The organism is Massilia putida (genome assembly GCF_001941825.1).
GTDB lineage: Bacteria > Pseudomonadota > Gammaproteobacteria > Burkholderiales > Burkholderiaceae_D > Telluria > Telluria putida.
Map to the genome: position 1 here is coordinate 2654659 of NZ_CP019038.1, position 23688 is coordinate 2678346.

The window sequence follows — 23688 nt, forward strand, 5'->3', positions numbered from 1 at the left end:
AGTTAACGCCTTCCTTGCCGCTACGCTCGAAACATTCTTGCACGAATGAGGTGTACTGGCGGCAGAATTCGGCAACGCTGAAGCGCATCGCGTTCTCCCGACAATACTCGGGGCGGATTGCATGTCGTTGCGCCTCGAACCGCGTAACCGCGTCGACGATGGAGGCCGGCGTCTGCCGATCGAAGAACACCCCCGTCGGACGAGAATGCTGGCCGACGCTTCGTACTGTTTCCAAGGCGCCGCCCTTGCCGAAAGCAATCACCGGCGTGCCGCAAGCTTGGGCCTCGACCGGGGTAATGCCGAAATCCTCCTCGGCGGCGAATACAAACGCAGCCGCGCCCTGCATCAGTTCCTTCAGCTTGGCGAACGATTGGTATCCCAGGACCTCCACGTTCGCGCCCGCCGCGGCCGTCACTTTCGCCATGTCGGGACCATCGCCGACCACGACAAGCTTCTTGTCGGGCATGGCCGCGAACGCCTGAACAATCAGGTCCATCTTTTTGTACGGGACCAGACGCGATGCGGCAAGATAGTAATCCTGTTTTTTCTCGCAAAACGTGAACGCCTCGACATCGACTGGAGGATAAATTACGGTAGCTTCCCGGCGATACACTTTCCAGATACGCCGAGCAATAAACTCGGAATTCGCGATAAAGTAATCCACACCGTTGGCAGTACGGAGATCCCATAGCCTCATGTAGTGAAGAATCATGCGCGCGAGTACGCTCTTGAGCCCACGTGTCAGTCCGGATTCCTGCAAATACTGATGCTGCAAGTCCCAAGCATAACGAATCGGCGAGTGTACATAACAAATGTGCAGTTGGTCGGGCCCGGTCAGCACGCCTTTCGCAACCGCGTGCGAACTCGACAGGATGACGTCGTAGCCCGACAAATCAAGCTGCTCGGTTGCCAGAGGCATCAACGGCAGATATTGACGATACTTAGTCTTGGCAAACGGGAGTTTTTGAATAAAGGTCGTGGTTGCGGATTTTCCTTGAACAAAATTCCGCTCCTCATCGCTGAGAAAATCGACCACCGAGAAGAGATCCGAGGTCGGGAAGCAGTTGATTATCTGCTCGAGTACTCGCTCCGAGCCGGCGTAATTAACCAGCCATTCATGTACTGCGGCACTGCGCATTTTTTTCTTCCATTTTCATGTTAGTTATGAGTTCCCGATATACGCCCTCGATTCGAGTACACATAACGTTGACTGAATACAGTGAACGTGCACGCTCTTGCGCCGTCCGCATGCAACGTCCGTATAGCAAAGGTTCCGCCATTAATCGTGCAACCGCATTCGCGCCCTGCTCCGCATCATTTAGAGGAAAGAGAAAACCCGTATTCTCTGGCTCTACAATATCCTGATTACCAACGACGTCCGAAGCGACAGCAGGGAGCCCGGCAGCCATGGCTTCCAGCAAGGTCAGCGGCATGCCCTCACCATGCGAGGCAGACACGAAAATGTCTGCTCGTTGTAGCAGTTCGGGAACGTCATCGCGAAAGCCCATAAAACGCACGCGCTCCGCCAGGCCTTCGCGGGATGCCAATTCCTTTAAGGACACAGACTGATCGCCATCGCCGATAAGCCACAATTCAATGTCGAGCCCCCTTCGCGTCAGTGCCCCCGCTATTCGTATAACACCATCCACGCCCTTTTCCGTTTCGTGACGAGCAACATTGATCAATATCCAAGGTTGACCTTTCGCTCGCGGACGCGGATGCCTCTCCGGACCGAGGATGACTCCATTGGGAACGACTATATTCTTGGTCTTGCGAAGGACTCCTGCCTGTCTGCATACCGCCGCCTCTGACGCGGACACATTAAGGGCCACTGCCGTACATCGCGCAAGCAAGCGCTCAATAGCCAGATACGCGTAGCGTTTCAGTGGTGGGAGATGTTTATAGTGAAATCCATGAAATGTGTGCACGACCGGACGCCGGGTCATCCATCCAAGCAGACGACCATAGATACCCGCTCCTTTACCGTGGCTATGGATGAGCACTATGTTTTCCCGCTTGACCAGCCGCACCAATGCCAAAAGACTACCTAACGAAAAACGTCGGAATGGCAAATCATGCAAGGTTGCGTGTTCCGCGAACCGCTGTGTATAGGTCTGTCCCAACGGTGCAGCCACGACGAAGGTACGGTATTGAGCCAAGCCTTTCATCAACGATAACATATGCTCGGGCCCACCACCGTAATCAGCTCGAACAGACAATAGTAGAATTTTTTGCACGAATGTGGACTAAATACCAAAAAACAAGACTGAAATTAATCAGGTAAATGAATGTAAACTCGTAGGTGACTTTAATGCCTAAGTGAACGAAATTGGGCAACAATGCAAATCCCACCCACCCACCTTCATTCATCAGCTTCCTAAATCCGATCCGCCACCATTGGGCAATGATGAGCAGAACACTGGATGAGAAAAGTATCAACCCCAGCAGACCACCACGTTGCAAATTCGACAGAAAAGCATTCGCGGAAACATAAAAATCATCGCGGACGAAATCGTATCCTGAGCCAACAAGCAGAGTAAATCCATGCAGCAACCCTAGACCGTGCTCCAAACCAGTTGCTTCCAGTTCGATCGTACCTTGTTTCGTGCTGACGATATCGTCCAATACCCCGACACCTGACTGAAAGAAACCATACAGTACGAGGACCGCAAAGCCGCCGAGAAAAGTCTTCTTCAACAGACTGCGCTCACGGCACAACCAGAGCACAACAAATGACACCAATACAGACACCAAACCTGCGACTGATGTCGACGCAATAAGCCCGCAGATGATGATTACACACGCGACTGTGTAGGAAACCTTGTATTTAGACTGGGCACGCAGGAAAAGGGCATAAAACAAGATCGGCTCCAGAAAAAATGCAAAAGCGGCCGATTCATTAAAAAACGACGATATTCGATAAATTACAACACCGGCCAGACGCATCGGAAATCTGTAGTTGGTCGGCCACATGTATCCGAAAATCCCGAGATCGGCAAAATCAACATCAACTACTGGAACATGGACGATAACGGCATTGGGCACGCCGGACAACTGTGTTACAACATGGAACAGCACGCTGGTCACGGAGTAAAATACGGCCAACAGAATGAGCAGCCGCAAATAGATCTTGAATTGCCAGAATTTCCGAATGTTAAGAAAAAATAAAATAACAAACAATATACGGATCAGCCGAGACGAGGCAAAACCAATCGACGTCAGGCCCACTACACTGTGCACCAGAAAATAGAGGGCCCAGCTTGACCAGAAAGCGCAATAGATCAGCCTGGCGGCCCCCTTTTTAAAGGGCAGGAACAGCAAATTCAAGATCGCGTCATGATTCGCAATAAAGAGCAAGCCGATGAGGGCGAGCGCGATCTCGTTGACGAAGCCGATACGATAGATGATCAGGGACGGGTCATAAAACGAGAGCAACAACAGGCATATGATGCCAATAACGGGATTCGCCATCTAAATTGCTTTCAGCACGATACCTGCATAGACAACCCGGACTGCAGAGCGGACGACAGCGAGCAGATATCTCGGTGACACTGTCTTAAGAGTTAAGCCTCGGATTAGAACATTCAAGTGCTTGCGCGCCATCTTCACACGCGAATTACTTGCTGCCGATGGGTGCACTCGGTAAAGGAGCAGGCATTCATCGATGTAGGCAATTTCATGCTCACGCGCCAATCTCAACCACATCTCGTAATCTTCCACCGCAATGAGTTCACGCTCCTCGCGAAAGCCGCCCAGCGCGTCCCAATCGGCACGTCGCAACAGAACGGATGAATTTGGAATGAAATTTCCGATCAATAAATTACGATAGTAATCGGTGTGAACCCGTTTCATCATCCATGGGGTTGCACGCTGGCTGAGCGTAGTAAAAACGGCGGCATTACAATAGCACATTGCTACGGCCGGCCTGTTGCTAAGCAAAGTGACCTGTTTCTCCAGCTTTGTCGGCTGCCATACGTCGTCGTCGTCGCATAATGCGATATATTCGCCGCGTGCTTGCCGAATACCAAAATTCCGATTTACAGCAATAATGCCACCGTTCGGATTCCGGTAATATCGGACGCGCGGGTCGTTCAACCCGGCCACATACTCGGCAGTGCCGTCTTCCGACATGTTATCGACAATGATGAGCTCGAAGTCGCGATAGGTCTGTGCCAGGATCGAATCGACGGTTTCCTTGAGTAAGTCCTTCCGCCTGAAGGTCGGCACCACAACCGTGACTTTGGGCGTGTGCCCGCTCGCATCGGTATCCAATCCCGAATCGATCATGTCTGCTTCCCGAATGCGTCACGGCACAGCAACAAGGTTGCGTCGATCTCATCTTCGACGCCGCCCACCGGCGAAAAGCCGGCCGCCTTGAGTTTGTCGATGGCGTACAGTAAGTCTGGAGCTGTTTCGCCCGGTGCGGGCATCGGTCGTTCGACCGGCGGCAGGAAACCGAGTACAGCCTCGCAGCGGCGCGCCACGACGGAAGCGAGTTCGAACATGCTCAGCACGCATTGTCCGCCGAGGTTGAACAGGCCATCCTGCAACTGGTCGCTAGGCAAGGCAATGAAATGTTCTACACAGCGGGCAACATCGGCCAAGGTGACGAAGTCGCGGCGCTGCAGTCCGCTGGACTTGAGCACGAGCTTGCCCGTCGTCACGGCTTGACGGCACAAGTCGTTGGCGATGAGCGTCCAGCGATTTACCTCGGGATCAATCGGGGCGCCGAAGCCGTTCGACAGGCGTAACACGACACCTTCGATCTTACGCTGGTCATACGCTGCTAACACGAAATCTTCCGCCACCTTGTGCGTAATTGCATAAGGATGGATGGGGCGTGGCAAAGTCCGTTCGTTAATGTGACCCGCCAAGGGTGCGCCATACACATGTGCCGTCGAAAAATAAATGAAGCGGCGCACGCCGGCTTGTTGGGCAGCCATCAGCAGGCGGACGGTATCATTGCCGTTCACCTCGAGCGCCCTGACCGGATCGCGCGCGCTGTCGATTTCGTTAAGCGCGGCAAAATGAACAACGGTATCGATGCCCGTAAGCAGAGCCGTTGCATCATCCGCAGTGTCCCAGCCTGCTACCGCTCCGCGCGTCAACCATGCCGGCGCGCTTGCTGGAGGTGTGCGCGAGGTCAGCCGCAAGTCCAGATTCGGCGACGCTGCCAAGTGTCGTGCGACCCGGCCGCCAACATAGCCCAGGCCACCAGTAATCAATATTGCCTGAGTCATCGGTGCTTGATTTCCCAGTTGTAGGGAATGCTCGGGTCGAAGGGATCGAGGCGGTCGATTTCATCCGTGCGGTGACCGATATCGGTGCAGTTGGCGACGATCGCCATTTCCTGGCCAATTCCTTTAAACCCGTTCCAAACCATAGGCGGCACGGTCACACGGCAATAATTGTCGGGGCCCATGAAGATTTCCTGCAGTTCGCCACGGGTCGGGCTATCTGGCCTGTCGTCATACAGAACGAATTTGATATTGCCGTGCGGGACGGCGTAATTCAACACCATCTCTTTATGGATATGCCAGCCTTTGATGGCCCCCGGGTGAACGCAGGAAAAATAGATTTCACCGAAGCCGTGAAACCCCGGAGAATCCTCGCGCATCATGTGCATGATTTTGCCCCGTTCGTCGAGAATTTGTTTCAACGGGGTGATGATGACGCCTTCGATCATTTACGACTCCATGTACGCTAGGATTTGTTGAGTAGAAATACTCAGAGCGTCTCCGCCCTGATGGACTTGCCGGTACCACGAGACGGTTTCGGACACTGCACGGTCTGCATTCCATTTCGGGCGCCAGCGCATCAATTGGTGCGCCTTGTCGCAATTCAGATGAAGCAGCGTCGCCTCATGGGGCGCGTTTGCCTGCTGCGCAACCACGACTTCGCCTTCACCCCAGGTTTGCACGACCATTTTCGCCAACTCACCGACGGTGCGAATCGATTCCGAATCCGGCCCAAAATTCCATGCACCCGCAAACCGCTGCGGCTCATCCAGCAGGCGCGCTGCGGTCATCAAATATCCTGACAGGGGCTCGAGCACGTGCTGCCAGGGACGCGTGGAATGGGGATTGCGCAGATGGATCGCCTGGCCCTGGCGAAGCGCACGAATCGAGTCCGGCACAATACGGTCCAGGGCCCAGTCGCCACCGCCGATTACGTTACCGGCACGCACGGTGGCGGCCCCGAAACCCGGACGCTTGCGGAAGAAAGAATCCTGGTAGGACGAGAACACCAGTTCCGCAGCGGCCTTCGACGCGCTGTAAGGGTCATGTCCACCCAACTCGTCATTCTCGCGGTAGCCCCAGATCCACTCGTTATTCTTGTAGCACTTGTCGGAAGTAACATACACGAGCGCCTTCAGCGAGGACGATGCGCGCGCGGCCTCCAGAACGTTGACTGAACCGGCGACATTGGTATCGAAGGTCAGCTTGGGCTCATCGTACGAATAGCGCACGAGGGGCTGTGCTGCCAAATGGAACAATACCTCTGGCTGGAAACGGTCGAACACGGCATTGAGCGCTGCGGCGTCGAGGATGTTACCGTCGACGTGCTCGATGATCTTGTCCAGACCAAGCAGGTTGAAATGGTCCTCCGGGCCTTCCGGTGGTAGCGCATAGCCCAGGACTTGCGCCCCAAGTTGATGCAGCCACAGGCACAACCAGGAGCCCTTGAAACCGGTGTCGCCAGTGACGAGAACGCGCTTGCCCTTAAACGCGTGATGGAAGGCGTCTACCATGCTTACCACTTGATCCATGGAGCCTCACCCTTGGCCACGAGGCCGTTCAAGTACGTGTAATCGCGATAGGTATCCATCGGTTGCCAGAACCCGTCGTGCTCATAGGTCATCATTTGGCCGTCGGCCACCAGCCGGCGCATCGGATCAGTTTCAAACACGACGTCATCGCCCTCGTCGAGATAGTCGAAAATCTTACGGCTGCATACGAAGTAACCACCCGAAATACGCCCACCGGTCGCTTGCGGCTTCTCGTTAAACTCAGTGACGAGGCCCTCCGGAGAATGCATCAGTTCACCAAAACGGCCGGGCGGACGGACACCGCTGACCGTCAGGATGCGGCCATGGCTCATGTGGAAATCGACCAACTTGGCAATGTCGATATCGCCTACGCCATCACCGTAAGTCAACATGAAATGCTCGTCGTTGCCGATATATTTGCGGATCTTGCGCACGCGAGCGCCAGTCATGGCGTCGGCGCCGGTATCGGCCAGCGTCACGCGCCAGTCGATCTCCTCGTGTTCGGTGTGATATTCGATGCGATTGGCCGCGCCCAGCGTCAACGAGAGGTCTCGGGTATTCGATTCGTAGTTCAGGAAGAAGTCCTTGATGACCTGTCCCTTATAGCCCAAGCACAGCACGAAGTCCTTGTGACCGTACATCGAATAATATTTCATGATGTGCCACATGATCGGGAAGTTCCCCACGGGAATCATCGGCTTGGGCAGGTTTTCATTCACGTCACGGATTCGGGTGCCCTGTCCGCCACAGAGTATTACAACTTTCAATTCATTCTCCGGTTAAAAGCGTTTTATAAAGATTTAAGTAACGAGTAACTGCGACGCTGGCAGTAAATTGCTCGGCGAATTTTGTACGCGCTCGCCTGCCCAACTGGTCGAGACTTGCCCTGTTGTTGATGAATGATGCGATGCTGTGCGCCAGCATCATATGGTCATCCGGATCGACCAGCGCTCCGGTCAAGCCATCGTCGATCTGCTCCGGCGTACCGGCGATACGACTGGCAATCACGGGCTTACCGAGCCCCATTGCTTCGATAATGACGTTAGGGAAATCTTCATTTGCGACCGAGGGCAGCAGCATAACATCAAGGGCCTGAATAAAATCAAAAACGTGTTGCTCGACCCCCACGAAGCGCACCCATTTCTCGATTCCAAGTTCCCGAACCATGGCCTGTAGCTCAACACGTTCCGGGCCGTCCCCCTCAATCAGGAACAAGGGCATATTTTCCGGATCGACCAAGTCCCGCAAGACGGCTATCGCGCGAAAGAGAACGCGGTGGCCCTTGCGCCATTCAAGGAGCGCCACCATACCGAAAACCAGCGTATCGCCGCTCACGCTAAGGCGTTCACGGGTTTGTCCGCGTGTCTCGATGTTCGCGCGCGACGCGATGCCGTTATGTAAAGTCGCGAACGAGGCGGACGGCAAGCGGAGGACAGCTTGCAGTGCCCGGCCGGCGTTATGCGAGCCTGTCACGAAACGATCCACGCAGCGCCCTACCAAATAGTCGAGCGGGCGGTCCAGCCACCAGTAGCGATAACGTTCCCTGCCTTGGGCAATATTGTTCACCACCATGATCACATGGCGCACACCGCAAAGTCTCCCCGCAATTGCAGCCGAAAGACAAGATAACGCCGCCGGATAACCTCCGTTGTTAATGTGTAGGATGTCGATGCCGCGTCCACGCCAGGCGCGCGCCAGCACGAGTACGTTCCAGATAAGGACCCAATAGCGGACCAGCAACAGATAATTCAGAACACGCACGGCCAGGCCCAACGGCCTCGGCAGGTGCGGCGCATGTCGCGTGAATACGGTGCCGGACAGCAGCGGATAACGCTCCAACGGCGGTGGCGTGCGCACCCGGCCACGCAGTCCGGCTTCGTAGCGTGCGCTCCAGCGGCAACTGAACGAAATCTCGTATGCTGCGCTTACGGTCGGATCGTTGAAGAAATTCGCCAGCATGTTCTCGCAACCGGCGAAAAAGTCGCAGTCGCTGTGATAATGCAGTTTTGGACGGGCGCTCATGAATTCCTTTGCCGGTACCAGGCAATCGTTTCCCGGAGTCCCGCCTCGAGCGAGGTACGCGGGGTCCACTGCAGCAGCGCGCGCGCCTTCGACACGTCCAACAGATATTCCATCGGTTCGCCGGTACGGTAAGGCACCGTACCTCGACGCACCAACCCTTCGATGCCCAATTGTGCCTCGACCTGTTCTACAAGGCCCGCGATCCGAGTCGCGGTGCCGCTGCCGACATTGATGATTTCACCGTCGACCCCGTCACATGCACCGGCACACAGGATCGCCTCGACCAGATCGCTGACATACACATAGTCGCGCGTCTGCTCGCCGAGCGTCATGTCAAACGCTTCACCGCGCAGCAAAGTCTGGATCAGGGCAGGCAAGAACATGTCGTCATGCTGGCCAGGGCCATAGGCGACCGACGGACGAACGACCACCACGGGAAGTCCGAAACTGCTGTGCATGAGCTGCGACAGCTGGGTCGCGCATTGTTTCGAGAACGAATAAGCGCTGATCGGCCCTTCCCGCATCGACTCGTGGAACGGGGCGGGATTGCGGCCATATTCTTCGCCTGTGCCGAGCACGACAATCCTTCCGAGTTCACCCCGGTCGAGCGCTGCGTACAGCAAATTCAGCGTACCCATGAGATTGGCCTCGATCGTCTTGTCGAATGCCTCTCGCGTCAGGTTGCGCTCGCGAGCACCCGCCAGGTGAAAAACCAGATGGGGAGCCCAATCGCTCAACGTGGCAGACACAAAATCGCGATCCTGCAACTCGCCTCGGAATATTTTCCCCACGTGTGGCAAGGGATCCGAGCCGCGGCTCAAAATGGCCAGTTCGCCCCCGAGAGCGCCAAGCATTTCCACCAGATGCCGGCCAATGAAGCCGGTAGCGCCGGTGACCAAAATGCGTTTGCCGCGATAAGCGCCGGACAGTTGTTTGGCCAGTGAATCAATCATATCGGTCATTCTTCTTCGGTAGCCGGTACACCGTGTGCAGTCGGGTCACGGCGTGGCTTTTGCATGTCGGCTGGGATTTGCCTGACGACCCGTGCCGGACTGCCGGCAACCACGGTCCAAGGCGGAACGTCAGAGGTCACGACGGACCGCGCGGCGACGACAGCGCCTTCACCGATCGTCACCCCCTTCAGTACCACGACGTCGAACCCGAGCCAGACATGGTCTTCGATGACGATAGGCGCAGTCTTCACGGTTGACCAGTTCTTGCCGTTCAGTAGGTTCCCCGAACTCCAGCTGCGCAGATGTCCGGCATGATCTTCCATGCGTGAACGGTAATCGATGGAGTGCGCATCGTGGTCGTAAACGGTGCAGCCCCAGGAAATCATGACGTCATTCCCGATTTTGATACCGCTGCGGGAAATAAGTTGGGTTCCCCCTCCGATATACACGCGATCACCGATTTCGATGGCGCCCTGCTCACTTTCGAAGAAAGCTTGGCAATACATGATGCAGTCGTTACCGGCGATAAAGCCCGTCCGTTTTCGCGGGACGAGAAATTCGACTGAAAACGATTTACCAAGATATGAGGCTCCCATCGTTATATGGGGATTCCTGCGAACGACCTTGTACGGATCGTAGAACAATTTGCGCCAAACCTTGCGAACTAGGCCGATCAATTCGACACCTCCACCTTTACATTTGAACGCCGAGTCAGTTTGTCAAACAACGCGCGAAGATGGGCACGATCCAGCCCGATCAACCACGGTAACTGCCATATTGCCAACGCCGTCATGACTGTATACAGCACACCGGTCATCAGACCGGGTAGCACCAGGTCGGAGAAATGCGTACCGTTAACTGTCCAAACGGCAAGCACCGCATATTTAGCGATATAGCCGAATGCGATCAGCAGAGTGATACCGACCACCTGAAAGGCCCAGTCGAATTTCCAACCGCAGCTGCGCGCAATAATCCAGGCCTGCAGGTTGACCGAGCACACGCCGAGCACGACCATCTTGAGCGCGAGGCCGACTGCTCCCAGCCCGAGGCCCGGAACAAATGATCCTGACTGCGGCGCCAGGACGAGATAAGAGAGGGGAATTGACGCCAGCATGGCGAGCGCGCTGACCGTCATATATTTCTTGGTCTGGGCGCTCGCATATAACATCGTGCCGCCGATCTGCCCCATCGATTGGTGGATCGGGTACAACAGCATGATTGCCAGCACTGGCCATGCCGGCAAATATGCTTCACCCAGCACAATGCCAACAATCTGCTTCGCCCACGGCAACAGGAACCCCGTCAGCAGTGCCCCCAACATCACCAGGCTACGATTGACCTTGCGGTAAAGTCGCGCTACGCGTGACATGTCTTTTTCAGCCCAAGCCGCGGCAATTTCTTTCCAAAATACGTTCAGGATGGATGCGGTTGCCAGAAGGCTGATAGCGGAAATCTGGTTCGCTATCTGGAAATAACCCTGTTGAACAGCTCCACCAAACCGTTGAAGCATCCATTTGTCGGCGAAGTCGAAGGCAAAACTGAGCAAGGATAAGGCGATCAGAGGTCTGCAATAGTTCAGGTATTCACGCATGGTTGCGCGAATCGAGAACGTGGAATCGAACGGTCCGGTGCTGCCACGCAGGCGCCAAACCGCGACCAACGTCGCAAACACATATTGAACGATCAGAAGCCAAAGTACCTTTTCGATACTGACCGTGCCCAGCGCCGCCAGCAGCGCGACGCTGGACAAATAAATCACCGCCACCATCATATTCAGCGTTTGTACCGCGACGGTCCGTCGCCCCGCTTCACCAACCTGGCCGACGGTCTGCCAAACCTGCTGTTGCATGAAGGACGCGACGAACGCGAGCACCACCAAGCCGCGGTCGTGTCCGATCCATACTTTGTCGAACACACTTTGTGGAAGCAACAAGCCGAGCAGGAGCAGCGCAACAAAAAATTGACACGCCAGCCAGCCAAAATACAGCAGGTAAAACGCCCAGCTTCGGGTGCGTTGCGACAGGAACGTGAAGAAAGCTGTCGATCCGCCCATGTCCAGCAACGGCCGAAGCGCGATAAAACTCCCGAGCAGGAACATCAGATCGCCATAGGCGGATGGCCGCAATGCACGCGCGATGACGAGGCCGGTCGCAAATGTTATCGCGGCCCGCACGACGTTCGAGCCGATCGAAATCAGCAATCTGGTTTTGACGGATACGGAATGAGCGCTCACCTGTTACTCCGGCTGAGCGTCGGCAAGCACCGCGATGCAACGGTCAAGTTCGGCCTGCCACACGGCGATTGCGTCCGCATCGGTATGGGCGAAGCGCGCACGGAACGTGGCGACGGCCCGTTGCCGCGCAGGCTTATTCCACCACGCGGCGACATCATGCTGGATCGCATTGACAGCCGCTGCTGCGGCTTCCGGACTGTCGAACAGAATGCCGGCTTCGCGCAACTGCGCATAGCTGTCCACGGCTTCAGGGCGCAATTCATTGGCCCCATGATCCCAGAACAGGATGGTTGGAATACCCGCAGCGAGCGCTTCGATGAACGTCGTGGACAAATGGTCGCAGATATAAAGCGCGCAATGATCCAGGCTTTGCTGGAAAGACACATCCCAGCTTTCGACCTGCAGTTCCGGGAACTCATCACGCAAGCGTTCAGCCACACCCCAGCCGGTATCTTCCCGGTGCGGACGAAGACGCAACTGCCGGAATACATTCCGATCAAGGCTGGCTGCGAAACGCTGCTGCCAGTCGAGGTAGCGCTTGAAATCACCGGGTGTCCAGGGGAATTGCACCAGATAGCGCGGCATCGTCGTGGCCACCCATAGCATGCCCGATTTAGCCGATGCGTCCGCGCTCGGGCCACGCCCGATCAACTTGGGTGCCGGCATCGGAACGACGCATGCCGGCCTCCCCTCTCGCTTCCAACCCCAGGTGAAGTAGCGGTCCACGATCGCGGTTTCATGGTCCTCGCTCGGCATCGATGCCAGCGCACCATAGTTGCCGCCGTGTTGGCATCCAAGTAGCACGGCCCCCCGTTCAGCCATCGCCGCCGACCACTGCTTGAACACCTCGTCGTAGTACCAGGCGTTGGCGCTGAACACGGCAGTCACCCGCTTTGGAAAATTACCCCGGGCGGCCTTGCCGATGTCGCCATAAATTTCGACAAGGGACTTGGGCAAATCCCCGGGCAGAAGCGTTGCGATGCAACGCTCGAACTCGGCGTCGCCGAACGGCAGGCCCTGCAGCCGATCGCGTAGCGCCGGCTGCACCGGGCAATCGGAGAATTCGCCCGATGCGCCGAGCACCGGCAGGACGCGACCGGGACGGCTGGAAGCAAGCGACGCGAGCACGGATTTCGAGAAATAGGAATCCTTCAGAAGCACGGAACGACAGATACGCGAGGCCGCACGCGCATACGACCGGCTTGCGATCCTGGCCGCGGTCTGCTTCCATGAAGGCTCGCTCGCCTTCACATATTGGACTCGCTGCGTTATGTCGCCGCCGCCCTGGCGGAACTTCAGACCCAAGGCGCTCAAAAGGCGGCTGTAGATCTGAAGATTGTAAGTATCTTCAATCAGGTAGGCGGCAAAGTCGTGCGTGCTTGCGGGCACGACATGTGCGCTCTCGGCCAGGACGATGGTGTCGAATCCTGGATATTGTGCGAGCGCCATCTTGAGACTGAGGTAGCGCTCGAACAATGCAGAAATGTAGACATGCAACCACGGTCCAGCGACGATGCGCCAATAGCGGAGACTGTGAGATTGACCATGCAACCCGTTAAGCGCCTCTGCCAGGACCGGCAAGATCCGCTCGTAGCATGCATGCACCTGATGGTAGGCTTCCTTGGCTGCGCCTTCCGACATGAATGGATCCGGCATGAGTTGCCCGTCCAATTGCTGCCACGACCGCTTGCGCTCATGCAGCAGGCACCACGGGCCAAGGAATACGATGGGTTTGGAGGTATCCCAGAACTCTTCCAACGCAGTAGTAGCAAGGAAGACCTCTTTTTCCCGGTTTCTCGACATAACGGATCCAAAGAACAATCAGATACTGCGACCGCCGCTCAATCGGCCAGCAATGCGAACGTAAGGGCGGTATTGGCCGCGATATCCATCGCCGCTTTTTTTCCGATAACGTCTTCGAGGAACTTGGGCGCGAGGCCAAAACCGGGGCGCACGCTACGTACCGCATCGGCGGTGATCACATCGCCCTGCTTGAGATCCTTGACGATGTACAAGGAACGGCGGAACTGGGCATTGCCCTGTTCGCTCGACTTGCGGCCGTAATCCACCTGGCCCAAGGCAAGCCATGCGGTTTTACTTCCGTGGCACAGGTGGGCCATTTCGGCCGGCTCCAGCGAGAAGCTGTCATCGGGACCGCCGCCATTGCGGTCGAGGGTGAAGTGCTTTTCGATGATCGACGCGCCCATCGCCACGCTTGCGATGGCGGTCGTGTTATCCAGCGTGTGATCGGACAGGCCAGTGACCAGGCCGAAGCGCGCGATCATGTCAGGGATCGTCCGCAGGTTGTAGTCCTCGGCCGGGGCCGGATAACCGCTCACGCAATGCAGGATCGCCAATTCCTTACAGCCGCCCTCGCGTGCCGCGTTGATCGCTTCCTCGATCTCTTCCGCGTCGGCCATGCCGGTGGAGATGATCATCGGCTTGCCGGTGCCGGCAACGTACCTGATCAACGGCAGGTCGACCGCCTCGAACGAGGCTATCTTATATGCTGGGGCGTTCAGGTCTTCCAGCAAATCCACTGCGGTGGTGTCGAACGGCGAGCTGAAAATGGAAATGCCCAGCTTACGCGCATAATCGAACAGGGGCGCATGCCATTCCCATGGCATGTGCGCCTCCTCATACAGCTCATACAACGTCCGCCCATCCCACAACCCTCCGCGAATGCGGAAGTCCTCATGTTCGCTCTTGAGTGTGATCGTGTCTGGACGATAAGTCTGAAGCTTGACCGCATCCGCGCCGGCCTGCTTCGCCTTTTCGATGATGGCCATCGCCGTTTCCATTCGACCATTATGGTTGGCCGAAAGTTCGGCGATCACATACGGCGGGAAATCAATACCGATGTTGCGACCGGCGATTGCCACTTTAGGATTGATCGACATGATGTGTTATTCCTATTCTCTTCTCTTACAAGCAGGCCTGCCATTCACGTTGCAGCAGACCAAAGCAGATAACGTCGTGGTAGCGCTCTTCGTCGTGATGCTGGTCGCGCAGCACGCCCTCCTGACGGAACCCGAGCGCCTGGTGAAAGCGCAGCGACTTCGTGTTGTAGGCCAAGACCTGACCGCACACTTTATGCAGGCCGAGGCGGTCAAATGCGTAATGCAGCGTGGCCCGTCCCAGGCGGCGACCGGTACCCGCGGGGGCGCCTGGCGCAGCATAAAAACCCCAATCCGCGATCCCACCACTCCCGAGTTCCCCAAGGTTGACGAACCCGGACGCCTGCCCGTCCGCTTCGAACACCAGCAAATGCCTGCGCGGATCCTGGCTCGCGCGCTCGAACCATTGCCGGTGCTGCTCTAAGCCAATCTCTTGACGGGTATACATGTAGCGACGGACATCTGGATGATTTCTCCACGCCAACACCAGTTCGAGGTCTGCATGGATCATCGTGCGCAGGGTATCCAAGACTCCCGCCTTCGGGTTGCTTTCCATCACATCCCCAGCGCGTGCAACAGGCGCTCTACGCCGTGTCCATCGACTAAAGCGCTGGCGGCGTCGCTGATCTGGCGCAGACGGTCGGGTTGCATGACGTCCGTCAATGCCGCAGGTAAGCGCCGGGGTATATCGCCCACATGGCCCAACAACAGCGCGGCGCCGACATCATCAAGGGCGGCCGCGCTGGATTCCTGGTTGGCGGCCAGGATAACCATCAATGTCGGCAACCCGAGACAACAGCGTTCCCATGAAGTGCTGCCGGCGGCGCCGATCGCCATATCGCTGTCGGCCATGCGCTCAGCCATGTCCGAAATGTTGACCAGTACCTCAGTTGCCCAGGACATCCGAGTTGCGAATGCCTGCACCTCGGCGATCCAGGGCGCCTGCATGCCCATGACCACGCTGATGCGGCAGTCCGGTGGCAAGTCTGAAGCGCACAGGGCTGCCAGTACTGCCCCGGTCGCATTTGGCTGATCCACTCCGCCCATATTGACAAGGATGTGTCGCAATGTCGCGCCGTTCCGGCGCGCCAGGCTGACCGGGCGCAGTCGGGCAAACTCAGGCCGCAACAATGCATAGGCCGGCCCCGCCAGCACGCTGCAGCCGTCAGGCACCAGTGCACTGTAATGGGCTGCGGCCCGCCCGAGATTCTGGTCGACCAGCAGATCACACGCGTGGGTGCGGTCCGCCAGGTCATCGATGACCAACAGTCTCGTACCCGCGACCGAGACGAAGCGCTCCCAACGCTCGTCGAGCGCGTAGTGGTCGAGCACGATCCAATCCGGCTTCATTGTCACTGCCAGTGCACGGGTTCGTTCCGCGTCGCTCTCCCAGGTGCACCCCAGCCAGGACGCATGCACAGGACCGTCGTCGTCGGGCGGCGCCGCATGACCGGCAACAAGCGCAGTCACCTCGAACCCGCGCTGGCGCACCAATTCGATGAGATGTCCATCGTGTTTGCGGCTGACGAAATGACAAGACACGCCGCGCGCGCGCAGTGCGGTCGCCAGCGTCAGGCAGCGCATGATGTGCCCACTGCCAATCGAGACAGAAGCGTCTACGCGGAACAGGAACTTCATCTGGCTCAGTTCAGACGCTTGAAACCCGCGTGGCAAACCGGGCCCTTGAGCAGGCTCATCACATCGCGCCCCTCTTCGCATTCTTTGATCAAGCCGAAGATCGGATCCAGCTCGGCAAAGAAGCGCTCGACCACATCGGGCGTATGGGCAGTGCTTACGTAAACGCTATTACCTGCCAGGTAACCCTTAGCCAGCATTTCCTGAGTGATTAATGTCTTGTATGCAAGGGCGTTCTCGCTTTGGAACGAGAATCCGGTGAGCGCGGGCAGGCCCCAATGGTCGATCTTCAAGCCGTTCTTGTCGGCCAATTGCTGCCATTTTTCGCGGATCTGCAAGCCGGTATTGGTAATCGTCTCCCAGGACTTGGTCCGCTCCATCACGTCGAGCGTACGGAGTGCGGCGGCCGGGCCGATCCGCTCCGTCCAGAACGTGCTACTGATGAAGGTGGACTGCGCCGCCTCCATGACTTCCCTACGGCCGATCGTTGCGGTGATTGCATACCCGTTGCCCAGCGCTTTGCCGAACATGGCCATATCCGGCTCGACGCCGTACAGCTTATGCAGGCCGCCGAACGCCTGACGGAAGCCCGACGTACATTCGTCGAAGATCAGTACGATTTTGCGTTCGGTAGCAAGTTTACGCACTTTTTGAAGGAAGTTGTCTTCGGGCCCTTTATTCCGCACGACCTCCATTTTGATAACACCAATGTCGTGGGTATTAACCAACGCTTCCAGCTCGGCGTAGTTATTGTAATTAAATGGGAACACCGTGCCGCGCAAGTTCTGCGGCACGCCGGCTGGATCTAGGCCCGGAAGCAGGTGGCCGGCCAGGTTCTGGTCGTCGCCCAGGTTGGCCGACAGGTACCAGTCATGCCAACCATGATAGCCGCACACAGCAACCTTATCGCGACCTGAGGCTGCTCGTGCGATCCGGATTGCGATCGCGTTGGCCTCGCCCCCCGACCGGGCCAAGCGCACCATGTCGGCCCAGGGGTGGAGTTCGATCAGCTTTTCAGCAAGATAAACCTCTTCTGGGCAGTTGAAAGTAGACATATTGCCATCGGCAACAACTTGCTGTACCGCTGCATCGACTTCCGGGTGACCGTAACCAAGGGTGTTCGTGCCGATGCCCATGATGGACATGTCGGTGTACTCCTTGCCATCGAGGTCCCAGACTTTGCACCCCTTGCTCTTGCTGAAATATGCAGGCCACTGCTCCGGCAAGAACATTTCTGCACGTTTTGACAGCAACATATTGCCGCCCGGAATTACTTGTTTAGCACGTTTCCACAGTTTTTGGCCGGCGCTCATGCTAGCTCCTTCATTTCTAATTATTTGCTGGTTAGCTTCAAACAATTCCGGATGAGTTTGACGTAATTTCAGGACTTGTTGCCAGGTTATGTCGGTTCGGTACGAAAAGTGTGCAAATACCTTGCGGATTACCTCCAGATCAGCAGGTTCGTCAACAGTCCAGCGCAGCGCTGACAAGTCCTCGTCATTTACCATGCATCCCTTGCTGAAGCATGTTTGCTCGCGTAGATAGGGAGTCACATGCTCGCGATCGAATGGTTTGTCAGTCTCACGTGCGGCGCGGGCAAGCGCGGCATATTTAAACACTTCGATATCGAGCCCGTCAGGAAAAGTGGGCGGCGCAACGTTGCTGAAATAGTCGACTTGAGCCTGTTTGAAACGACGTATCGCCTCATCCACCAGTGCTGGATCGACCAAGGGGCAATCTCCCGTAATGCGTACGATCACATCCGCTTCGACCTGCTCTGCTGCACATAAAAAGCGGTGCAATACATCGTTCTCACTGCCCTGTATGCAGCGGTAGCCCAGCGCACGAACATGTTGTGCCAGTGGCAAATTACGCGGATCTTCCGACGTCGCGACTACAATTTCATCAACCTCGACAGCGCCCGCAAGACGCCCGAGCAGCAATTCGATCATTGGCTTGTCGCCAATGAGCTTCATGACCTTGTTCGGCAGACGCGTCGAGCCCATGCGAGCTTGAACAATAGCAACAATTTTCATGTCTTAATTGTGTTTCGGCCACAAAGCCGGATTCAGTATTGCGGGGTCATCGATAGCAAATTGAGCGAAATCGATGCGCGGGACAGGTGGGAAAGACGCAAACAATTGTTGAAGTTGGGCCACCGATTCAACACCAACGATCACTCGGTCGATTTCGGGAATACCTAACAGGAAGTGCAGTGCCGCATGGGCCGCACTGATCCCGGCCGTACCTGCGATCGAATGAAATTGATCGAGTACTGGCTTGACCTGATCAAAATACGAATTCAAATTTAGCGGATCGGCCAATAACAGGCCCTGAAGAAATGATGAGCGTACGTGAATCCTGACACCGGCGGCAGCCAATCGAGCCAGGGCGCCGGACGTCAGTGGCCGCTGATCGAGCACGTTCATTGGCAGTTGCACCAGATCCATCGGAAACTTCACATGGATTTGCTCGGCAATTTCGCCACTGTAGACAGACACACCGATGTGGGCGACTCGTCCTTCGTCTTTAAGCTTAAGCATTTCTTCGTAAAGACGCTCACCGCCAGGGGCCAGCAAATTCGGAGCGTGGTGGATCAGCAATCCGTGCAAGCTTGGCGTACGCAAAAGGCGCAGTGACTGCTCAAACGCCGAGCGTAGTGTCCGCGCATCGTGCTCAGTGATCGCAGCATCGGAAAAACGAGGGGTTTTCGTGATGATTTCGAACGTCTGAAGGCGCTCACCACAAGCTCCCAGCGCCATTTCCGAATCGCCGTATAAGTGGGCAGTATCAATACACGACAATCCAAAATCGCGAGCTTGCTCAAGGATTTTTGCCAGCTCTACATCCGACGGTTTGCCATCTACGTTGAAGCGGCCATAATTCATGCCGAACTGGGCTGCCCCCAGCCCACAACGGCCGAGCAGTGTAGCGTCTGCGGATCTTTGCCAATCGATCATGCGTGATTCAAGACGCAGTTCGTAGATACGTTGCATCAACGTGTTTAAAGAAAGTCAGACAAACCACTTTCAACAAGGGCCTTGACGTTTTCGTAATCTGATGGGTAGTCGACAGTGATGCGATACTTATTCAATGGCTGATCGCCAGCAACGTTGCAGACGAGCGGAGAGCCTTCGAGAGCACGCCGAATAAAGGGCGTTACGTGCTCACGGTCATAGGGGTCAACCGCGCAGCGTTGCGCTTCCTCGAGGATCGCTCGCGAAAATACCTCGACATCCATACCTCGCGGATACGTACGCTCGATCGTATTGCTGACAAATTGCAAATCTCGGGACGTTAAATATGTACCGATAACACGGTCCACGATGGCGGGGTCAATGAGTGGACAATCCGCCGTCACACGCACCACGACGTCCGCACAGGTGTATTTGGCCGCAGCTGCATATCGCGACAGAACATCCTCTTCACTTCCGCGAAAGACAGCGACTGCCTGTGATTCACAAAAACTTACAATAGCGTCATCGTCAGGGGCCGCCGAAGTCGCAACTACAATCCCATCGGCACGATGCACCTGACGGAGGCGATCAATCAAATGCCCAAGCATAGGCCTGCCTGCCACAGGCATCAGGGCCTTACCTGTCAGACGCCGTGAACCCATTCGCGCCTGAACAATCACAACTACTTTCAACGAAGCATCTCCGCAAGAGCATCAATCACGCGGTCCTGATTGCTGAAATCCAAACCCGAATACATGGGCAGACTGATGGCTTCGGCATAATATTGTTGCGCCTGCGGAAACTCATCGCCCCTGAATCCCAATTTGCGGTAATAAGGCTGCGTGTGTACTGGAATATAATGGAGGTTTACGCCGATGCCGCGCGCACGTAACGCGTCAAACACTTCCCGATGAGTATGTTTGAGCGCGTTTAATTGAAGGCGGATGACGTACAGATGCAGCCCCGAGTACGTGTCGGGTAATTGGTAGGGAAGCGTTACCGGTAAGTCAGCTAATAAGCGGTCGTACCGGCGCGCTAGCGCATGACGCGCCGCGACGAATTCGTCCAACCGATGCATCTGGCTCACACCTAGCGCTGCCTGCAAGTCCGTCATCCGGTAGTTGAAGCCCAACTCAATCTGCTGATAGTACCAGGGCCCGTCGGCCGCATGCGTCATCTGTGCCTCGTCGCGCGTAATGCCGTGGCTGCGGTAGAGTGCCATTTTTGCCGCAAGGTCGGCATCATTGGTCACGGCCATGCCGCCTTCTGCGGTGGTCACAATTTTTACTGGATGAAAGCTGAATACCGTGATATCGCTGTAGCGGCAGTTGCCCACCGGTTCGCCAAGGTAACGCCCCCCGATTGCATGCGACGCATCTTCAATGATGCCAAATCCATATTGCTGACCGAGCGCATGAATTGCCGCCATGTCGCAGGGTTGGCCGCACAGGTGCACGGGAATGACTACCTTCGGCAACTTCCCGACACGTGCCGCTTCGGCCAGTTTGCTCGCCAAGCAGTCGACATCCATATTGTAAGTACGTGGATTAATATCGACGAAATCCACCTCGGCGCCGCAATAACGAGCACAATTCGCACTGGCAACGAAAGTGATCGGCGTCGTCCAGACGATATCGCCCGGTCCTACGCCGAGTGCGAGGCAGGCAATATGCAGGGCACTCGTGGCGCTATTCACCGCCAGCGCGTGCTTTGCGGAACAATATTCGGCCACACTCCGTTCAAAGGCCGGTACCGCCGGGCCCTGGGTAAGGAAGTCCGACCGCAATACCGAGACAACAGCCTCGATATCCGACTCAGAAATATCCTGTCGACCGTAGGGAATCATGCTCATCAGATGCTATGGTTCGGATCGACGTGATCCTTGATTAACTGCCGCAAATCCGGGACGCTCAAAAAGTGCTCGTTCGTGCCGCTGTCATAGCTGAAGCCGGGTGGCACCGCCTTGCCGCCCATATCGGCACAGTATTGCTGCAACGTATATGCACCGCTCATCGGAAGAATTGCATAATACTTGCCAATATCTACCGTGTTAAAACTGTCGCTGGCAGTGATCATTTCCTCGTGAATTTTTTCACCAGGACGCACGCCGATAATCGGACGCTCACATTCGGGGCCGACCGCTTCCGCCACGTCGACGACACGATACGACGGGATCTTCGGAACCAATACTTCGCCACCCCAGGCATGTTCCAGCGACCACAACACCATGTCCACGCCCTCCTGCAGACTGATGTTGAAACGAGTCATCGCCTCGTCCGTGATCGGCAATACACCGGTAGCACGGCGCTCCAGGAAAAACGGGATAACGGAACCGCGGCTACCCATTACGTTCCCATAACGCACCACGCTGAAACGAATATCGCGATGTCCCTTGATATTATTAGCGGCAACGAACAATTTGTCCGAGCACAGCTTGGTGGCGCCGTACAGATTGATGGGTGCGGCGGCCTTGTCGGTCGACAACGCCACGACACGGTGCACATTGCTGTCCAAGCAGGCTTCGATCAAATTTTGCGCGCCCAGGACGTTCGTCTTGATGCATTCGAAAGGATTGTATTCAGCCGCCGGCACCTGTTTCAAAGCCGCAGCGTGAACGACGACGTCGATACCCTCGAGTGCGCGACGCAGGCGTGCCTCGTCGCGCACGTCTCCGATAAAGTAACGGATACCTTTATATTTGCTTTCCGGGAATTCCTGTGCCATTTCGAACTGTTTCAGTTCGTCGCGGGAAAAAATAACCAGACGCTTGATGTCGGGGTAACGCTGAAGCACCGTGCGCACAAACGCTTTGCCAAAAGATCCGGTACCACCGGTAATCAGGATCGACTTATCGTTCAACATAAATGTATTCCAAAAAATTAAAATCTTCGAAGTTCAGAGTGCAAGGATTCTTTCGCGACAAACGGATCAGCGGCTTTTCCAACGCAGATTCTTGCGCAAGTCCATCAGGCGCTGATGCTCCTGCGAGCCGACGCGACTCGCGACCCCATCCTTCCATTCCTTGTAAAACGCCCTGCACACCGCAATAAATCCGGCAATCAGCGCGCCCAAAAAGACCATGATGGTACGTTTGGGCTTGCTCTTGCGATCGGGCTCGACGGCTTTATCCAATATCTGAAGTACGCCCCGGTCTTTAGCCTCGTCAAGCTTAGCGATTTCAAACTGCTTCGCCAAAACTTCGAAAATTGCCTCGTTGTATTTTACGTCTCGCAACTTTCGAACATACTCAAGACCGACTTCCGGCATGCGGCTCGTTGCCACACCAATATCGCCTTTACCTGCGTTAACGCCCGTCTCGGCTTTGCTCAACTGAGCGCGCAGCCCATTAAGTTCTTCCTGCAAGCGTATATATTCAGGGTTATTTCCGGTGGCAAAGGTGCGCATGGCGCCGAGTTGAACTTCCTTTGCCGCAATTTGAGCTCGCAAGTTTGCTGCTGCGACAATAAGGACCTCAGCCTGACCTTCCGGCCGGATCAATCCAGTTTTCTCCTGAACTTTTTTAAGCGCCACCTCCGATTCCGCGAGGTTGAGTTTCGCCTGCTTCAATTGCTGTTCGAAGAAAACCCGCCGCTGCGCTGCGTCGCTCAACGCAAGCTCAGACATCAGTCGCTGTAGCTCTTCCACATATCCATTAGCAAGGCCGGCGGCACGCTTTGGATCAGTGTCGTCGACGTCAATGCTTATCAAGCCGTCTTTTCCCGCAGCGAAAGTACTAACGCCGGCCAACACTTTAAGGGTATCGCTGTGGAATGTGGTTTCATAAACCCGGTCGAGCTCGAACCTCTTGATCAAGCGATCGCCGACAGTACGACTACCGAGCATTCCAACATAGATGTCGGCGGGATTCTTAATCCCGAGAGAATTGCCTGCCAAGCCACCCAATGATCCCAATTGCCCAAGTATCATGGTTGCGGCCGACTGGGACTGCTGAGGTGGGAGAATTTTTGCCGAGGCGGTATAGATATTTGGCATCGCCATGCTGATACCGGCAACCAAGGCCGCGGCAACCAGGGTGGTGCCAATAATTGATTTCTTATATTTAGCAATGACAACAAGAAGATCGAGGATATGAATATCCTCCTCTTCGTGTTGCGATTGATCTTGCCTTGCTTTCATACCTACTTGCTCAGACATCATTACTCTCAGGATCTAGGGTTGCCACGTGCGCCAGTTGAAGTGGCGATTACGAAGGGCGATTACG

21 protein-coding genes and 1 pseudogene are annotated in these 23688 nt (G+C 56.0%); all 22 read right to left on the reverse strand.

The genetic code is table 11. From position 1 onward, the window contains the following. Positions 1-46: 46 nt before the first annotated feature. Positions 47-1144, reverse strand: a pseudogene (locus tag BVG12_RS14065) (glycosyltransferase family 4 protein); the annotation flags it as partial. Continuing rightward, entirely contained in the window at positions 1116-2237 is a 1122-nt protein-coding gene (locus tag BVG12_RS14070; RefSeq protein WP_267877484.1) for a glycosyltransferase, read from the reverse strand. The pseudogene BVG12_RS14065 and the gene BVG12_RS14070, both read right to left, overlap by 29 nt. After that, positions 2203-3471: a hypothetical protein gene (locus BVG12_RS14075; protein WP_075792935.1), complete on the reverse strand. Its 1269-nt coding sequence runs from the start codon at positions 3469-3471 to the stop codon at positions 2203-2205. Before BVG12_RS14075 ends, BVG12_RS14070 begins: the two co-directional genes overlap by 35 nt. After that, complete coding sequence (locus tag BVG12_RS14080) at positions 3472-4287, reverse strand: glycosyltransferase family 2 protein (protein ID WP_075792936.1); 816 nt, start codon at positions 4285-4287, stop codon at positions 3472-3474. It lies immediately after the preceding gene. After that, the gene (locus BVG12_RS14085) at positions 4284-5240 is read right to left on the reverse strand and encodes an SDR family oxidoreductase (protein WP_075792937.1); all 957 of its coding nucleotides are present in this window, start codon (positions 5238-5240) and stop codon (positions 4284-4286) included. The genes BVG12_RS14080 and BVG12_RS14085 overlap by 4 nt, the downstream gene beginning before the upstream one ends. Next, entirely contained in the window at positions 5237-5686 is a 450-nt protein-coding gene (locus BVG12_RS34720; protein ID WP_179966265.1) for a dTDP-4-dehydrorhamnose 3,5-epimerase family protein, read from the reverse strand. The genes BVG12_RS14085 and BVG12_RS34720 overlap by 4 nt, the downstream gene beginning before the upstream one ends. Next, complete coding sequence (rfbG, locus tag BVG12_RS14090; RefSeq protein WP_179966266.1) at positions 5687-6769, reverse strand: CDP-glucose 4,6-dehydratase; 1083 nt, start codon at positions 6767-6769, stop codon at positions 5687-5689. It lies immediately after the preceding gene. After that, complete coding sequence (gene rfbF, locus BVG12_RS14095) at positions 6754-7536, reverse strand: glucose-1-phosphate cytidylyltransferase (RefSeq protein WP_075792938.1); 783 nt, start codon at positions 7534-7536, stop codon at positions 6754-6756. The genes rfbG and rfbF overlap by 16 nt, the downstream gene beginning before the upstream one ends. Before the next feature lies 1 nt (position 7537). Next, positions 7538-8791, reverse strand: coding sequence for a glycosyltransferase family 4 protein (locus tag BVG12_RS14100; protein WP_075792939.1), 1254 nt, complete (start codon positions 8789-8791; stop codon positions 7538-7540). Beyond that, positions 8788-9753, reverse strand: coding sequence for an NAD-dependent epimerase/dehydratase family protein (locus BVG12_RS14105; RefSeq protein ID WP_083685040.1), 966 nt, complete (start codon positions 9751-9753; stop codon positions 8788-8790). Before BVG12_RS14105 ends, BVG12_RS14100 begins: the two co-directional genes overlap by 4 nt. After that, positions 9750-10421, reverse strand: coding sequence for an acyltransferase (locus tag BVG12_RS35670; RefSeq protein ID WP_307189114.1), 672 nt, complete (start codon positions 10419-10421; stop codon positions 9750-9752). The genes BVG12_RS14105 and BVG12_RS35670 overlap by 4 nt, the downstream gene beginning before the upstream one ends. Continuing rightward, the gene (locus BVG12_RS14115) at positions 10418-11977 is read right to left on the reverse strand and encodes a lipopolysaccharide biosynthesis protein (RefSeq protein ID WP_156895635.1); all 1560 of its coding nucleotides are present in this window, start codon (positions 11975-11977) and stop codon (positions 10418-10420) included. Before BVG12_RS14115 ends, BVG12_RS35670 begins: the two co-directional genes overlap by 4 nt. Positions 11978-11980: 3 nt before the next feature. Continuing rightward, positions 11981-13780, reverse strand: coding sequence for an LIC12162 family transferase (locus BVG12_RS14120; protein WP_075792942.1), 1800 nt, complete (start codon positions 13778-13780; stop codon positions 11981-11983). Between the two features lie 38 nt (positions 13781-13818). Continuing rightward, on the reverse strand, positions 13819-14877 hold the full coding sequence (pseI, locus tag BVG12_RS14125; protein ID WP_075792943.1) for a pseudaminic acid synthase: 1059 nt from the start codon (positions 14875-14877) through the stop codon (positions 13819-13821). Positions 14878-14902: 25 nt separating this feature from the next. Further along, positions 14903-15430, reverse strand: coding sequence for a UDP-4-amino-4,6-dideoxy-N-acetyl-beta-L-altrosamine N-acetyltransferase (gene pseH / locus BVG12_RS14130; RefSeq protein WP_229503879.1), 528 nt, complete (start codon positions 15428-15430; stop codon positions 14903-14905). Further along, positions 15430-16512, reverse strand: a complete 1083-nt coding sequence (pseG, locus tag BVG12_RS14135; RefSeq protein ID WP_075792944.1) for a UDP-2,4-diacetamido-2,4,6-trideoxy-beta-L-altropyranose hydrolase — start codon at positions 16510-16512, stop codon at positions 15430-15432. The genes pseH and pseG overlap by 1 nt, the downstream gene beginning before the upstream one ends. A 5-nt stretch (positions 16513-16517) precedes the next feature. Beyond that, positions 16518-18545, reverse strand: a complete 2028-nt coding sequence (locus tag BVG12_RS14140) for an aminotransferase class III-fold pyridoxal phosphate-dependent enzyme (protein ID WP_075792945.1) — start codon at positions 18543-18545, stop codon at positions 16518-16520. 3 nt (positions 18546-18548) lie between these two features. Beyond that, positions 18549-19505: an aldo/keto reductase gene (locus tag BVG12_RS14145; protein WP_083685046.1), complete on the reverse strand. Its 957-nt coding sequence runs from the start codon at positions 19503-19505 to the stop codon at positions 18549-18551. 8 nt (positions 19506-19513) lie between these two features. Then, on the reverse strand, positions 19514-20158 hold the full coding sequence (locus BVG12_RS14150) for a cytidylyltransferase domain-containing protein (protein ID WP_156895636.1): 645 nt from the start codon (positions 20156-20158) through the stop codon (positions 19514-19516). Beyond that, on the reverse strand, positions 20155-21312 hold the full coding sequence (pseC, locus tag BVG12_RS14155; RefSeq protein WP_075796367.1) for a UDP-4-amino-4,6-dideoxy-N-acetyl-beta-L-altrosamine transaminase: 1158 nt from the start codon (positions 21310-21312) through the stop codon (positions 20155-20157). The genes BVG12_RS14150 and pseC overlap by 4 nt, the downstream gene beginning before the upstream one ends. Positions 21313-21317: 5 nt before the next feature. Further along, the gene (pseB, locus tag BVG12_RS14160; protein ID WP_075792948.1) at positions 21318-22328 is read right to left on the reverse strand and encodes a UDP-N-acetylglucosamine 4,6-dehydratase (inverting); all 1011 of its coding nucleotides are present in this window, start codon (positions 22326-22328) and stop codon (positions 21318-21320) included. Between the two features lie 66 nt (positions 22329-22394). Further along, positions 22395-23603, reverse strand: a complete 1209-nt coding sequence (locus BVG12_RS14165; protein ID WP_075792949.1) for a GumC family protein — start codon at positions 23601-23603, stop codon at positions 22395-22397. Between the last annotated feature and the right edge of the window lie 85 nt (positions 23604-23688).